This is a genomic window from Duganella sp. HH101, from assembly GCF_001758795.1.
GTDB classification, from domain to species: domain Bacteria; phylum Pseudomonadota; class Gammaproteobacteria; order Burkholderiales; family Burkholderiaceae_D; genus Rugamonas; species Rugamonas rivuli.
On record NZ_LRON01000032.1, the window covers coordinates 1 to 15,375 of the forward strand.

12 protein-coding genes and 2 tRNA genes are annotated in these 15,375 nt (G+C 64.0%); 2 read left to right on the plus strand and 12 right to left on the minus strand.

Annotated features, from left to right (window positions below; all coding sequences use genetic code 11):
- Positions 1-108 precede the first annotated feature (108 nt).
- From DUGA2_RS29840 to apbC, 7 genes are all read right to left on the minus strand, one after another.
- Positions 109-184, minus strand: a tRNA-Glu gene (locus tag DUGA2_RS29840).
- A gap of 23 nt (positions 185-207) precedes the next feature.
- A tRNA-Ala gene (locus DUGA2_RS29845) sits at positions 208-283 on the minus strand.
- 84 nt (positions 284-367) lie between these two features.
- Positions 368-1,783: a glutamate--tRNA ligase gene (gene gltX / locus DUGA2_RS29850; RefSeq protein ID WP_070272974.1), complete on the minus strand. Its 1,416-nt coding sequence runs from the start codon at positions 1,781-1,783 to the stop codon at positions 368-370.
- A gap of 30 nt (positions 1,784-1,813) precedes the next feature.
- Positions 1,814-2,206 carry a VOC family protein gene (locus DUGA2_RS29855; RefSeq protein WP_070272975.1) on the minus strand — a complete coding sequence of 131 codons (393 nt, stop codon included), beginning with the start codon at positions 2,204-2,206 and terminating at the stop codon, positions 1,814-1,816.
- Positions 2,207-2,368: 162 nt separating this feature from the next.
- Complete coding sequence (locus DUGA2_RS29860) at positions 2,369-3,385, minus strand: DUF3667 domain-containing protein (protein ID WP_141753426.1); 1,017 nt, start codon at positions 3,383-3,385, stop codon at positions 2,369-2,371.
- 116 nt (positions 3,386-3,501) lie between these two features.
- Positions 3,502-3,894: a DUF4399 domain-containing protein gene (locus tag DUGA2_RS29865; protein WP_070272977.1), complete on the minus strand. Its 393-nt coding sequence runs from the start codon at positions 3,892-3,894 to the stop codon at positions 3,502-3,504.
- 20 nt (positions 3,895-3,914) lie between these two features.
- Positions 3,915-5,003 carry an iron-sulfur cluster carrier protein ApbC gene (gene apbC / locus DUGA2_RS29870; protein ID WP_070272978.1) on the minus strand — a complete coding sequence of 363 codons (1,089 nt, stop codon included), beginning with the start codon at positions 5,001-5,003 and terminating at the stop codon, positions 3,915-3,917.
- Positions 5,004-5,020: 17 nt separating this feature from the next.
- On the opposite strand from apbC, the gene metG reads away from it, so the two are divergent.
- Together metG and DUGA2_RS29880 are read left to right on the plus strand one after the other, a co-directional pair.
- Positions 5,021-7,315: a methionine--tRNA ligase gene (gene metG, locus DUGA2_RS29875; RefSeq protein ID WP_373994860.1), complete on the plus strand. Its 2,295-nt coding sequence runs from the start codon at positions 5,021-5,023 to the stop codon at positions 7,313-7,315.
- An 8-nt stretch (positions 7,316-7,323) separates the two neighbouring features.
- Positions 7,324-7,803 carry a GNAT family N-acetyltransferase gene (locus DUGA2_RS29880; RefSeq protein WP_070272980.1) on the plus strand — a complete coding sequence of 160 codons (480 nt, stop codon included), beginning with the start codon at positions 7,324-7,326 and terminating at the stop codon, positions 7,801-7,803.
- A gap of 97 nt (positions 7,804-7,900) precedes the next feature.
- Here the strand turns inward: DUGA2_RS29880 and DUGA2_RS29885 are convergent, their stop codons facing one another.
- The 5 genes from DUGA2_RS29885 to DUGA2_RS29905 all read right to left on the minus strand — a co-directional run bounded on the left by DUGA2_RS29885 (position 7,901) and on the right by DUGA2_RS29905 (position 15,300).
- Positions 7,901-8,365 (minus strand): cache domain-containing protein, encoded by a 465-nt coding sequence (locus tag DUGA2_RS29885; protein WP_070272981.1) that lies wholly within the window; start codon positions 8,363-8,365, stop codon positions 7,901-7,903.
- 9 nt (positions 8,366-8,374) lie between these two features.
- Complete coding sequence (locus DUGA2_RS29890; protein ID WP_070272982.1) at positions 8,375-9,451, minus strand: porin; 1,077 nt, start codon at positions 9,449-9,451, stop codon at positions 8,375-8,377.
- A gap of 21 nt (positions 9,452-9,472) precedes the next feature.
- A complete protein-coding gene (locus DUGA2_RS29895; RefSeq protein ID WP_070272983.1) occupies positions 9,473-13,102 on the minus strand; it encodes a hydantoinase B/oxoprolinase family protein in 3,630 nt (1,209 codons plus the stop codon).
- 36 nt (positions 13,103-13,138) lie between these two features.
- A complete protein-coding gene (locus DUGA2_RS29900; RefSeq protein ID WP_070272984.1) occupies positions 13,139-14,410 on the minus strand; it encodes an MFS transporter in 1,272 nt (423 codons plus the stop codon).
- Between the two features lie 83 nt (positions 14,411-14,493).
- The gene (locus DUGA2_RS29905) at positions 14,494-15,300 is read right to left on the minus strand and encodes a putative hydro-lyase (protein WP_286162330.1); all 807 of its coding nucleotides are present in this window, start codon (positions 15,298-15,300) and stop codon (positions 14,494-14,496) included.
- Positions 15,301-15,375 lie beyond the last annotated feature (75 nt).

Here is a 15,375-nt window from a genome sequence, read left to right on the forward strand (position 1 = left end):
ATAAAAGCCGCTTGCGCGACTTTTGTTTTCACTACTTGTATCTATCCAGCATAAAGCCAAACATCAAACAATCAGTACAAACAACGTCAACTACAACATCTACAACTTTGGCGTCCCCAGGGGGATTCGAACCCCCGTACTCACCGTGAAAGGGTGATGTCCTAGGCCTCTAGACGATGGGGACTGCGAACAACCAATTCTGCAACGTGGTGGAGGTAAGCGGGATCGAACCGCTGACCTCTTGCATGCCATGCAAGCGCTCTCCCAGCTGAGCTATACCCCCGTTTGCTGCAGAAACAAGAGTATAGCAAAGAAGCTGCACTATGCAAATACCCTTTTGCAACTTTGCTCAGGATTCAATGCAGAATCACAGAAACTTGGCGAGGCGGGTCAGGATGACGTCGCGGCCGAAGATCTGCAGCACGGCATCGATGGCAGGGGTTTGCAGCTGGCCGGTGACGATCAGACGCAGCGGCATCGCCATCTGCGGCATCTTCAGCGTGTTGGCGGCCAATACTTCCTTGATCATCGCGGCCAGCGCTTCCTTGGTCCACTCCACCGTTTTGCAACGCTCGGCAAACTGGGCCAGCGCCGGCTTGACGGCGTCGGTCAGGTGCTGGGTCATCAGCGCGGCGTCCGGCTGCGGCGCGCGGAAGAACAGCATGGCGGCGTCGGCCAGTTCGTTGACGGTGTTGACGCGCTCCTTCATCAGCGCCAGCACGGCTGGCAGCGACGGCGCGCCCTCGCCTTCCAGCACGGCGCCGGCGGCCAGCATGCGCGGCTGCGCCAGCGCAGCCAGGCGCTTGTTGTCGGCCTGCTTGATGTAGTGGTTGTTGAGCCAGTTCAGTTTCTCGATGTTGAACTGCGCGGCCGAGTTCGACAGGTGGGTGCCGTCGAACCAGGCGCACACCTGCTCCATCGAAAACACTTCGTCGTCGCCATGGCTCCAGCCCAGGCGCGCCAGGTAGTTCAGGATCGCCTCCGGCAGATAGCCTTGCGCCGGGTAATCCATGACGTTGACGGCGTCCTTACGCTTGGACATCTTCTGGCCGTCGGCGCCCAAGATCATCGGCAGGTGGCCGTACAGCGGCAGCGGTGCGCCGATGGCGCGCAGAATGTTGATCTGGCGTGGCGTGTTGTTGACGTGGTCGTCGCCGCGCAGCACGTGGCTGATTTCCATGTCCCAGTCGTCGACGGCGACGCAGAAGTTATAGGTCGGCGTACCGTCCGGGCGCGCGATGACCAGGTCGTCCAGTTCCTTGTTGCCGATGGTGATAGTGCCTTTGACGAAATCGTCCCAGCTCACTTCGCCATCCAGCGGGTTCTTGAAGCGCACCACCGGCTTGCGGTCGGCAGGGATGGCCGGCAGGGTCTTGCCCGGTTCCGGACGCCAGGTGCCGTCGTAGCGCGGCTTCTCGCCGGCTTCGCGCATGCGCTCGCGCATCGCTTCGACTTCTTCCGGCGACGAGTAGCAATGGTAGGCGGTGCCGGCTTCCAGCATCTGCGCCACCACTTCGCGGTAGCGGTCCATGCGCTGCATCTGGTAGAACGGGCCTTCGTCGTGGCTCAGGCCCAGCCATTCCATGCCTTCGATGATGGCTTGCACCGCTTCCGGGGTCGAACGCTCCAGGTCGGTGTCCTCGATGCGCAGCACGAAGGTGCCGCCGAAGTGGCGGGCGTAGGCCCAGGAGTACAGCGCCGTGCGGGCGCCGCCCAGGTGGAGGAAGCCGGTTGGGCTGGGTGCGAAACGGGTGCGGACTGGCTTGGCTGGTGCAGTAGTCATCGAAGTAGGAATGCTTATGTGTAAAAGAAGCTATTTTACCGCGTCGGCGAAGGTGCGGCGATACCGCTCTTCGGCGTCGGCTCGGGTGTTGATCTCAAACAGCAGGCCGCCGGGCGCTTCACAGAAGAAGCGCGAGCCGCGTTCGTGATAGAACACTTCGGTTTTCATGGTGACGCCGTCCTGCTTGAATCGCTGGTACATGGCGCGCACTTCGTCGGCGCTGGGCAGCTCGAAACCGAGATGGAAGTTGTGCGGCCAGACGGCAGTACGGTCGCCGCAGTCTTCGATGACGATGTCGAAGCCGTCGCGCTTGAGGATGCTGACGGGGCCGGCCAGCTCGACGCGGCAGCCCAGCTGGCGCTCGAAGAAGGCGACGCTGGCGGCGACGTCGTTGGATGGGAAACTCAGGTGATTCAAACGCATGGCGTACTCCGTTGACGTGGTGAAGGAAAACCACAGCTTACGGAGTCCGCCCGGCACCGGCAATTCGCTATCCGGCTGGCGGGCGGCGACGAAAAACCGGTTTCAAAACAAGGCCTTGCGGCTTAGATCAGCCAAGGCGCGGCGGCGCCATTCGCTTTTCCATCAGGCCGACGACAGCGATACGAACAGCATCACCTGGGGGATGATGACGGCCAGCGTCAGCAGGTAGGCAACCATCAGCACCAGCCAGCGGGCGATCGTCGCCAGCGCTGCGCCGCCATAGACGTTCTGCATGGCCCGGGCGATATACAGGAACAGCACCGCCAGCAGCATCCGGACGCCCCAATGCCACGGCGCCAGGTGCACCAGCGCCATGACGAAGAAGGCGAAGGCGTTGACGTGCAGCGCGAACAGCAGATATTCGCCATAACGCCGGCCCGACGGCAGGTACAGCAGTTTGAGGAACAAGGCAAACACCGGCACCATAAAGAAGATCACATACGGCATGCGGGCGAAGAAGCCATGCGTCATGCGCTCGGCCTTTTGCTCGGGCGGCAAGGCATAGTAGCGGTCGAGCGATTGCTGGAAGGTCGGGAACACGATGCGCAAGGCGGTCAGCGCCAAGGATGGATTGTCGGTGCTGGGCAGCGTCATGCCGAAGTTGACCTGGTTGCCGTCCGGCGTGACGTCCACGCCGAAGTTGTAGTAGCCCAGCTTGACCTCGTGGCGGGTAATGTTGGCCGCGCCCGCCTCGCGCACCTCTGTTTTGCCGATATCGGCGCTGACCGACGGCGCCTTCGCGGCACGGCCTTCCTTGGTGCTCTCACCGACCGAAAAGCCGCTGAACTGCAGCAGCGCGAACAGGATCACGCTCAAGGTCAGGAACAGCCGCAGCGGCTGCATGTAGTTGACGCGCTTGCCGGCCATATAGGCCTTCGTCAAGGCGCCCGGACGCAGCAGCAACTGGCCCATCGTGCGCCACAGCTTGCCCTCGATGGCGACGTAGTGGCCGATGAACTCGGCGACGAATTCGCCCATGCTGGGCGGATGCAGCACGGACTCCTGGCCGCACTGGGGGCAGAAATTGACGCCGAGACGGGTCTGGCACCCGGGGCAGAATTCAGGGGCGGCGTGGTGCGCGGCCGATGCGGGGACCGCGTGCAGATGGGGCGATGTCAAGGCTGGCTCTCGGCAAAAGAAAGCCGCATGCTAACCCATGGAGTTGCGTTTTTTAATACTTTTTTTGGAAAAGTTACGCGCAGTGTGGGCTGCGCGCAACCATCGCGGCGATCGCCTTACTTGACGGTGATCTTGATGTCCTTGGCCATGCCTGGGCCGTAGGACTGGTGCAGGCCGTTGGCGAACTGCATCGACAGCACATAGGTGCCCGGCGCCAGCTTGACTTCGGTTTCGGTCTGGCCCTTGCCGAAGTGGATGTGGTGTTCATCGGCAGGCACGACTACGCCAGCCTTGACCGGCGCGGCGTTGATCAGCAGGTGATGGTGGCCGGTGTTGGCCGTCATGTCGCCGGCTGGCTTGACTTCCATACCGGTGACGGCGAACTTGACCTTGACCGGGCTGGTCACGGTGGCGCCGTCGGCCGGTTCGACAAACGATACCGATTGCTGGGCAAAGGCGGCAAAGCTCAGGCTCAGCAAGGCTGCTGCGGCTGCGATTTTCTTCATCATGTAGGTATCTCCGTGGTTAGTTAATCGTTCTTGATTACGATGCTGGGGAACTTGCTGGTCATATCTTTGGCCTTCTCCGAGACCTGCACTGCAATCTTGCGGGCGATGTCCTTGTAGATGGCGGCGATCTGGCCGTCCGGCTCGGCGACCACGGTCGGCTTGCCGGAATCGGCCTGCTCGCGGATCGCCAGCGTCAGCGGCAAGGCGCCGAGGAATTCGACATTGAAGTCCTTGCACATCTTGGCGCCGCCGCCGGCGCCGAAGATTTCCTCCGCTTGGCCGCAGTTGGAGCAGATGTGGGTGCTCATGTTCTCGACGATGCCGAGGATGGGGATGCCGACCTTCTCGAACATCTTCAAGCCCTTGCGCGCGTCCAGCAGCGCGATGTCCTGCGGCGTGGTGACGATGACGGCGCCGGTGACGGGCACTTTCTGCGACAAGGTCAACTGGATGTCGCCGGTGCCGGGCGGCATGTCGACGATCAGGTAGTCGAGGTCGCGCCAGTTGGTCTGCTCCAGCAGCTGCTGCAGCGCCTGCGTGACCATCGGGCCGCGCCACACCATCGGCTCGTCCGGGTCGATCAGGAAGCCGATCGACGACACCTGCACGCCGTAGTTTTCCAGCGGCTCCATGGTCTTGCCGTCCTTGGTTTCCGGACGGCCGGACACGCCCAGCATCATCGGCTGCGACGGGCCGTAGATGTCGGCGTCCAGCAGGCCGACCGAGGCGCCCTCGGCGGCCAGCGCCAGCGCCAGGTTGACGGCGGTGGTCGATTTGCCGACGCCGCCCTTGCCGGAGGCCACGGCGATGATGTTCTTCACGTTGGGCATCAGCTTGAGGCCGCGCTGCACAGTGTGCGAGATGACCTTGCTGTGCACGTTGACGCTGACGTTGCCGGCGCCCGGCAGCACGCGCAGCGCGGCGATGACGCTGGCGCGGATGGCGTCGAACTGGCTCCTGGCCGGGTAGCCCAGCTCGATGTCGAGCGAGATGTCGCCGCCATCGACCTTCAGATTCTTCACGGCCTTGCCGGACACATAGTCTTTCGTTGTATTTGGGTCAACGATTTGGGACAGCGCGGCTTTGACGTCTTCTACTGTGATGCTCATGTAACTCTCTCCGTAAAATGTGCCCTCATTCTAGCGCATCGCGACAGAAATCCCCTCGAACGTGCGCAGTAGCGGCTTCCACTGTTAAAATGCTCTTTTTCCACCCACAAAGTGCATCAACCATGACCCGCAAGCTGTTCGTCACCACTGCCCTGCCCTACGCTAACGCCGCTTTCCATATTGGCCACATGATGGAGTACATCCAGGCCGACATCTGGGTCCGGTTCCAGCGAATGCAGCGCGACGGCGACGCCCAACGCGTGGTGCACTTTGTCGGCGCCGACGACACCCACGGCACGCCGATCATGATCGCCGCCGAAAAAGAAGGCATCACGCCGCAGGAATTCGTCGCCAAGATCGCGGCCGGCCGCGCCCAGTACCTGGACGGTTTCCACATCGCCTTCGACAACTGGTACTCGACCGATTCGCCGGAAAACGTCGAACTGTCGCAGGGCATCTACCGCAAGCTGCGCGACAACGGCCTGATCCAGACCAAGATCGTGCCGCGCTTCTACGACCCGGTCAAAGGCATGTTCCTGGCGGACCGCAACATCAAGGGCGAGTGCCCGACCTGCCACGCCAAGGACCAGTACGGCGACAACTGCGAAGTGTGCGGCGCGGCCTACCAGCCGACCGAACTGATCAACCCGTTCTCGGTGTTCACCAACGCCACGCCGATTCTGAAGGATTCGGAGCAGTACTTCTTCAAGCTGTCCGACCCGCGCTGCTACCAGTTCCTCAAGGACTGGCTGAACACGCCGGGCCGCTTGCAGCCTGAGATGGTCAACAAGGTCAGCGAATGGCTGGGCGAAGCCGGCGAGAAGCTGGCGGACTGGGATATCTCGCGCGACGCGCCCTACTTCGGCATCCCGATTCCTGACGCGCCGGGCAAGTTCTTCTATGTGTGGCTGGACGCGCCGGTCGGCTACCTGGCCAGCCTGAAGAACTACTGCGAGAAAAAAGGCATCGACTACGAGGCGCTGCTGAAAGATCCCGGCACCGAGCAGATCCACTTCATCGGCAAGGACATCGTCTCCTTCCACCTGCTGTTCTGGCCGGCCATGCTGAACTTCGCCGACCATCCGGTGATCGACAAGCTCAAGGTCAACGTGCACGGCCACCTGACCGTCAACAACGAAAAGATGTCGAAGTCGCGCGGCACCGGCATCTCGCCGCTGCGCTACCTGAACCTGGGCATGAACCCGGAATGGCTGCGCTACTACATCGCCTTCAAGCTGAACTCCAAGGTGGAAGACCTGGACTTCACCGGCGACGACTTCGTGGCCCGCGTCAACAGCGACTTGATCGGCAAGTACGTCAACATCGCTTCGCGCTGCGCCGGCTTCATCGCCAAGAAATTCGACGGCAAGCTGGCCACCTCCTTGTCCGACGGCGCGCAGGGCTGGATCAAGCGCGCGCTGATCACCGCCGACGGCGTCGAACGCCAGGTCAGCATCGCCGCCAATTTCGAGGCGCGCGAGTTCGGCAAGGCACTGCGCGAGATCATGGAGATCGCCGACATCACCAACCAGTATGTCGACGAGAACAAGCCGTGGATACTGGCCAAGGACGAGGCCAAGCTGGCCGAACTGCACGATGTCTGCACCACCGCGCTGATCCTGTTCCGCCAGCTGACCATTTTGCTGTCGCCGGTACTGCCGGGCGTGGCCGCCAATGTGTCGAAGTTCCTCAACGACGAGCAACTGGTGTGGGCCGATACCGACGTCGCCAGCGGCGTGGTGTCAAACGCCATGCTGGGCCGTACCATCGGCGCCTACGCGCACCTGATGACCCGCGTCGACGCCAAGATGATCGAAGACCTGTTCGATGCGCCGGCGCAGCAGGGGGCGTCCGCAGGGACGCCCGCAGCTGCCGCACCGGCCGCCGCCGCCAAGCCGGCCAAGCAAGCCGCTGCCGCCGCGCCAGCCGCGCCAGCGCTGCCGATGCCGGAAGGCGTGGAGGAACTGGCGCCGCAGATCAGCATCGACGACTTCGTCAAGATCGACCTGCGCGTGGCCAAGATCGTCAACTGCGAGCATGTGGATGGTTCGGACAAGCTGCTGCGCCTGACGCTGGACGTGGGCGAAGGCCGTCTGCGCAATGTCTTCTCGGGCATCAAGTCCATGTACCAGCCGGAAGAACTGGTCGGCAAGCTGACCGTGATGGTGGCCAACCTTGCGCCGCGCAAGATGAAGTTCGGCGTCTCGGAGGGCATGGTGCTGGCCGGTTCAGCCAAGGACGAGAAGGCCAATCCAGGCATCTACATTCTCAATCCATGGCCGGGCGCTGAGCCGGGCATGCGCATCCGCTAAGGACTTGCATGAACATCGTGGTCCGCGAAGCGACGAATGACGATGCCAGGCTGATTGCCGACCTCACGCGCGCCGCGTGGGCCGGCAAGGTCAACGTCACTTCCAGCGGACACCGCGAAACCGCCGTACTCGTCGCAGAACATCTGCGTGCGGGCGGCGGTTTTGTTTTGCTGGTCGACGAGCAGCCGGTGGGTTCGGTGCGCTGGCTGCCGCTCGATGCGGAGCCGGACGTGTGGGAAGTGTGCCGCATGGGCGTGCTGCCGCAGTACCGGGGCAGCAATCTGTCGCAGCATCTGCTGGAGGCGGTGATCCATCACGGCCTGTCATCGGGCGTGGAAGAAGTGCGGCTGGCGGTGCGAGGCGACCAGCCCAAGCTGATCGATTTCTACACCGCCTTCGAGTTCGAGCTGGCCGAGGAACTCGAATACTCGCACGCCAACCCGATGGAGCCGCCGCCGCTGGTGATGCGGCGCTCGCTCAAATACTAAACTCCGGGGTCAAGTCTGACATTTGGACACGAGCTCGACTTTAGCCAGGCAACTATGGCTGAGGCCGTGTCCAAATGTCAGACTTGACCCCAACGGTTTACTTGTAGATTCCGCAGCCGATCACGACGTCGTCCACGCGCTCGACGTAGGTGCGCTTGCCGTCGACAGTGCCGGTGCTTGGGTTGGGCCATTTGTAATCGACCCAGCCCTTGCCTTCCTTGCTCATGCCCAGCGCCAGGATGTCCTTGATCAGGAACTTGCCGTCGGCGTCCTTCATCTCCAGCACGTTCTTGCCGACCAGCTTGACGTTGGCGCCGTTGGCCAGTTCCACGCCGTCGCCGTTGGCGCCGAAGGCGAAGATGTACAGATCCTTGTGGATGAACTGTCCCTTCGGATTATTGAACTCGGCGAAGGCTTTCTCCTTGCCGTTCTTCTTCAGGAACTCGCTGGCCTTCTTGACCATCGCCACCGCCTCGTCGGCCGTGCCCTTCTCCGCCGCACCCGCGCCCAAAGCCGCCAACATCATCAGCGCCGCTACCATACCCTTGAATAGTTTTTTCATGACCGCTCCTTAGAAAACATGGCGAATGCCGAGATTAAGACCACGATTGCCTGTGCCGCCTTCGATCGCGCTTCCGACCGTGTAGCCGGCGCCGTTCTTGTTGCGGATGTACGCGTACACCCCATACAAGTCGGTACGTTTGGAGAGATAGTAGCGGTAGCCCGCCGCCAGCTGCTCCGCATCCTGATTGAAACCGGTCTTGTCGTTCTTGCGGATATAGGAGCCTATCCACGTACCGAAGCCCTGCGGCACCGTCACGCCCAGCAGCACCACGCTGCTGTCGGTGGAAGGCGTCGGCGCGACCGCATAGCCGAACGGGTTGTTCAGGTTGCGCGGCAAGGCGCTGTTCAAGCCCTTGTCGACGCCATACGCGAAGTGCGCCTTCGCCACGCCGAAGTCATACAGCGCCGTCACCACGGTATTCCTCGCGCGGCTGGTGTTCTTCAACGTCGCGGTGTCGTTGTTGCGATTGTGGTGCGCGAGACGCAGCACCAGCCCACCATTGGCATACGCCAGCGCGCCGCCGAACTGGCGCTGCGCCGAGCTGTCGCCCGCCACCTCGCCCGCGCCGTAGACCAGCTCCCCACTGAAACCGTTCACCACCGGCGACGCGTACTTGACCGCGTTGTCCATGCGGCTGGCGCTGTTGCCGGTGGAGGCCATCAGGTTCTTGGTGTCGCCCGCCGTGCCGGAGCCGAAGGGATCGACCGCCGCCACCGCCAGATACTGCGGCGTGTACTGGCGGCCCAAGGTCAGCGTGCCGGCCGTCTTGCTCTGCAGGCCGACATAGGCCTGGCGGCCGAACAGCAAGCCGCCCTGTCCCATGGCGCCGGTGTCGGCCTGGAAGCCGCTCTCCAGCAGGAAGATGGCCGACAGGCCGCCGCCCAGATCCTCATTGCCCTTGAAGCCCAGCCGCGAACCCGCCTCGACGCCGCTGGTCAACTTGGTGCTGGAGGCGGCGGCACCAACGCCACCGCTCTCGCGCACCACCGCCATGTCGACGATGCCGTACACCGTCACGTTCGATTGCGCCGCAGCCGTCCCCGCCAATGCGCCCAGCATGAGCGCCAGCATAGTTTTTTTCATTGTTATCTCCAGTTGGTTTGCTTACTTGGTGCCAAAGCCGCCGCCACCCGGCGTCTCGATGGCGAACACGTCGCCAGCCTGCATATCGGCCGTGTGCGTGGCGCCGAATTCCTCTACCGAGCCATCACCGCGCTCTACCCAGTTGCGGCCCAACGCTCCAGGCGCCGCGCCTTCCAGCCCGAACGGCGCGATGCGGCGGTGGCCGGCCAGGATATTGGCCGTCATCGCCTCCAGGAAGCGGATGCGGCGCAGCGCACCGTCGCCACCCCGCTGCGCGCCCTCGCCGCCGCTGCCGCGCCGGATCGCATGCGTTTCGACCAGCACCGGGAAACGCCATTCCAGCACCTCCGGATCGGTCATGCGCGAGTTGGTCATGTGGGTCTGCACGGCGGCCGTGCCGTCGAAGCCCGGTCCCGCGCCGGAACCACCTGCAATAGTTTCATAGTACTGGTGTTGAGCGTTCCCGAAGGTGAAATTATTCATCGTTCCCTGCGAAGCCGACATCACGCCCAGTGCGCCGTACAAAGCGTCTGTGACATATTGCGACACTTCCACATTGCCAGCGACCACCGCCGCCGGATAACGCGGGTTGAGCATGGAGCCTTCCGGGATAATGAGGTTGAGCGGCTTGAGCACGCCCTCGTTCATCGGGATGTCGCTGTCGATCAGCGTGCGGAACACGTACAGCACGGCCGCCTTGCAGACCGATAGCGGCGCGTTGAAGTTGGTCGGCCGCTGCTCGCTGGTGCCGGTGAAGTCCACCGTGGCGCTGCGGCTGGCGTGGTCGATGGTCAGCTTCACGCGCAGCACGGCGCCGTCGTCCATCTCGTAGGCGAAGCTGGCGTCGCGCAGGCCGCCGATGGCCTTGCGTACGGCCGCTTCGGCGTTGTCCTGCACGTGGCCCATGTAGGCCAGCACCACGTCCTCGCCGTAGCAGGCGGTGGCCTTCAGCAGTTCATTGGCGCCGGTCTCGCAGGCGCCCAGTTGGGCGATCAGGTCGGCGATGTTCTGGTCGATATTGCGGCTCGGCCAAGGCCCGGCGGCGAACAGGCCGCGCACCATCGGCTCCTGGAACACGCCACGGTCGACGATCTTGATGTTATCGAGCAGGACGCCCTCCTCCAGGATGCTGGTGCTGTTGGGTGGCATGGAGCCCGGCGTGATGCCGCCGACGTCGCCGTGGTGGCCGCGCGCGGCGACGTAGAACAGCGGCTCCCCACGCGTCGACGCTCCCGCGCCATCGCCATACACCGGGCACACCACTGTGATGTCCGGCAGGTGCGTGCCGCCGTTGTAAGGCACGTTGAGCACATAGGCGTCGCCGGGCGCCATCGTGGCCGCATGTTCGCGGATCACACACAGCACACTGTCGCTCATCGAACCCAGATGGACCGGGATGTGCGGCGCGTTGGCGATCAGGTTGCCGTGGCGGTCGAAGATGGCGCAGGAGAAGTCCAACCGCTCCTTCATGTTGACCGAATAGGCGGTGTTCTCCAGCGTGGTGCCCATCTGCTTGGCGATCGCCATGAACAGGTTGTTGAAGATCTCCAGATGAATCGGATGCACGGCGGTGGTCATCTTGTGCGCGCTGCCGGCGGCCACGCCGCGCTCCAGCAGCAGCGTGTGGTCGGGCAGCACGCGCGCGGTCCAGCCGGCGTCCACCACCGTGGTGGCGATCTCCTCGCGGATCAGCGCGGGGCCGGCAACGCGGCTGCCCACTGGCAGCTCGGCGCGCACATGCAGCGCGATCGGCACGGTCTGGCCGTCGACGTAGCTGTAGACGCGGCCTGGCGAATCGCCCCCGCCGCCTGCCGGCACCTCGATGACGAAGCCCGCGCCGTCGCCCGCGCCTATCGCTTCGGCGGACACCGACTCAATCACCAGCGGCTGGCCTTCCATGACGAAGCCGAAGCGGCCGCGATACAGCGCCGCGAAGGCCTCGCTCATCTCGGCCATGCTGGCCAGCGGGATGACGAAGGCCGAATCGCTGTCCTGGTACTTCAGCCGCGCGCACAGTTCGACGCGGATGTCTTCCTGTGCCACCTGCTGCTCCAGCAGTTCGGTGGCGGCATCGCGGGCCAGCGCCACCAGCTGCGGCCCCAGCTCGGCCAGCGTGGCGTCGCTGAGCGGCTGCTCGACGGCGCCCTCGCGCATGGCGCGGATATCGGCCAGCCCCATGCCAAACGCGGACAGCACGCCGGCAAACGGATGGATGACGATCTTGGTCATGCCCAGCACGTCGGCCACGCGGCAGGCGTGCTGGCCGCCGGCGCCGCCGAAGCAGCACATGGCGTAGCGGCTGACGTCATAGCCGCGCTCCACCGAGATCGATTTGATGGCCTGCGCCATATTGTCGACCGCCACCGCCAGGAAGCCATCGGCCACGGCGGACGGCGACAGCCGGGTGCCGGTTTCGCGGGCGATCTTCTCGGCCAGTTCGCCGAAGGCGCGCACCACCACGTCGCGGTCCAGCGGCTGGTCGCCGTTCGGGCCGAACACGCGCGGGAAGTGCTCCGGCTGGATACGGCCCAGCATCACGTTACAGTCGGTGACGGTCAGCGGGCCGCCCTTGCGGTAGCTGGCCGGCCCCGGATTGGCGCCGGCCGATTCCGGCCCCACCTTGAAGCGGCCGTTCTCGAAGCTGCAGATAGAGCCGCCGCCCGCCGCCACGGTATGGATGTGCATCATCGGCGCGCGCACCCGCACCCCGGCCACCACGGTTTCGAACACGCGCTCGTAGGCGCCGTCGTAGTGGGCCACGTCGGTCGAGGTGCCGCCCATGTCGAAGCCGATCACCTGTTTCAGGCCTATCGCCTCGCAGCTCTTGACCGCGCCGACGATACCGCCGGCGGGGCCGGACAGGATCGCGTCCTTGCCCTGGAAGCGGCGGGCGTCGGTCAGGCCGCCGTTGGACTGCATGAACATGATGCGTACATCGCCCGTATCGGCCGACACCCGCGACACGTAGTCGCGCAGCACCGGCGACAGGTAGGCGTCCACCACGGTGGTGTCGCCACGGCCGACGATCTTCATCAAGGGGCTGACCTGGTGGCTGACGGAGATCTGCGTGAAGCCGGTCTCCTCGGCCAGCGCCCGCAGCTGCTGCTCATGCTGAGGGAAGCGGTAGGCGTGCATCAGGACGATGGCAATGGCGTCGATGCCCATCGCCCGCAGCGCCACGAACTGGCCGCGCAGCCGCTCTTCGTTCGGCACTTCCAGCACCTCGCCGCGAGCGCCTATGCGTTCATCGATCTCGATCACTTTTTCGTAGATCAGGTCCGGCAGCTCGATGCGCATGGCGAAGATGTCCGGCCGGTCCTGGTAGCCGATGCGCAGCTGGTCGGCGAAACCGCGCGTGATCGCCAGCGCGGTGCGAGCGCCCTTGCGCTCCAGCAGCGCGTTGGTGGCGACGGTGGTGCCCATCTTGATCACTTCGATCTGCTCGGCCGGCAGCGGCTCGCCGGTCTTCAGGCCGAGCAGGTCGCGCATGCCCTGCGTGACGGCGTCTTCGTAGCGCTCCGGGTACTCGGACAGCAGCTTGTGCGTCACCAGCTTGCCGTCCGGGCGGCGTGCGACGATGTCGGTGAAGGTGCCGCCGCGATCGACCCAGAACTGCCAGCGGAGTGGTTGGGCGGGGATGTCGTTTTTCATGGTGTGGCCTCTACTATTGCTGTTAGCTGTACTAAGTCAGGATTCAAGTTGTTTGCCGGCGGTTTCGGGCAACGTCAGCGCGGCCAGTATCATCACGCCGTAGGCTGTGCCGGCAAACACGCCGATCGCTTCGCCCAGCGCCATCGACTGGCTGCTCATGCCTATCATCAGCGGGAACAGCGAGCCGATGGCGCGGCCCATGTTGTAGCTGAAGCCTTGGCCGGAGCCGCGTATCGAGGTCGGGAACAATTCGGTGAGGAAGGCGCCCATGCCGCTGAACACGCCGGACACGCAGAAGCCCAGCGGGAAGCCGAGGAACAGCATCACGCCGTCCGTCACCGGCAGCCGGGTGTAGGCCAAGGCGATACACATCGAACCGGTGGCGAACAGGATGAAGTTCTTCTTGCGGCCCAGGTAGTCGGTCAGGAAGGCGCTGACGATGTAGCCGACGTAGGAGCCGACGATCACCATCGCCAGGTAGCCGCCGGTGCCCAGCACCGTCAGATGGCGCTCGGTCTTGAGGAAGGTCGGCAGCCAGGTGGTAATGGCGTAGTAGCCGCCCTGGGCGCCGGTGGTCAGCAGCACGGCACGCAAGGTGGTGCTCAGCATCCTGGGCGCGAAGATCGCGGCGAACGAGGCGCGGTCCTGCGGCGCCACCTTGTTCTGCTGCGCGACGAACACTTCCGGCTCGTCGACGAAGCGGCGGATGAAGATCACGAACAGCGCCGGCAATATCCCCAGCAGGAACAGCGAGCGCCAGGCCCAGTCGGCCGGCAGCAGCGAGAACATCAGCGCATACAGCAGCGCCGACACGCCCCAGCCTATCGCCCATCCCGCCTGCACCATGCCGACCGCCTTGCCGCGGTCCTTGGCGCGGATTACCTCGCCGATCAGGATGGCGCCGGCGGTCCACTCGCCGCCCATGCCGAAGCCCATCAGGCCGCGCGCCACCAGCAACTGCGTGAAGTTCTGCGCCAGTCCGCACAGCACGGTGAAGAATGCGAACCACAGGATGGTCAGCTGCAGCGTCTTGACGCGGCCGATGCGGTCCGACAGGATGCCGGCGATCCAGCCGCCGGCGGCGGACGTGAGCAAGGTGACGGTGCCGATCAAGCCGGCGTCGCCCTTGGACAGGCCCCAGGTGGCGATCAGCGTCGGGATCACGAAGCTGAGGAACTGCGTGTCCATCGCGTCGAGCGCGTAGCCGATCTTGCAGCTCCAGAAGGTGCGGCGCTCCTTGCCGGTCAGTGCGTGGAACCAGGAGAAGAATCCTTCTTTCTCGGCGGTCGATAGTGCTGTGGTGTTCATGGTGCTCCCCTATTTTTCAGGCGCAGCACTCCCCGTTCGGACGCGCGCTGCGGGTCCGTCGTGGGTGCCACTGTGGTTTTAAGTCAGAACGCTGCTAAGGATGAATTGAGGATGTCGGTGACGAGCATGTACCCCGGCTGGTGGGTGATCGCCAGCGGCAGGCGCGCATGGCGGATGGCTTCCTGCGGCGTCACGCCGCATGCCCAGAAGACCGGTATTTCGTCAGGCATGATCTCGACCGCGTCGCCGTATTCGGGGCGGTTGATGTCGGCGATGCCGATCAGCGCCGGGTCGCCCAGGTGCACCGGGGCGCCGTGCACCGCCGGGAATCGGCTGGTGATCTGGATCGCGCGGATCGCGTCGGCGGCCTTCATCGGCCGCATCGACACCACCATCTCGCCGCCGAACGGGCCGGCGCCATGGTTGCGGATATTGGTGCGGTACATGGCGACGTTGCGGCGCTGCTCGATGTGGCGCAGCTTGATGCCGGCGTCGATCAGCATCTGCTCGAACGAGAACGAACAGCCGATCGCGAACACCACGAGGTCATCGCGCCACAGGTCGTGCAGCGCGTGCGTCTGGGAGGACAGCTCGCCGTCGCGGTAGATGTTGTAGCCGGGCGTGTCGCTGCGCAGGTCCATGTCGGCGCCGAGCGCGCTGACGTTCCACTGCCCCGGCTCGCCGACCGCCAGCAGCGGGCAGGCGCGCTGATTGCGCTGGCAGAACAGCAGGAAGGCGTCGGCATGCGCCTGCGGCAGTATCACCAGGTTGGCCTGGGCGTAGGCGCCGCAGTAGCCGGAGGTCGGCAGGCGGAACTCGCCGCTGCGCACCTGGTGGCGTAATTGAAGTGGGGTCATGGCGGGTGTCTCGTTCTTATCGTTTAAAGTCATGATTAACTTGCATGAGTTAAGAATAAACTTGAATAACCCTACACGCCATCTAGTTATTTTTGCTGTTGTTGTATA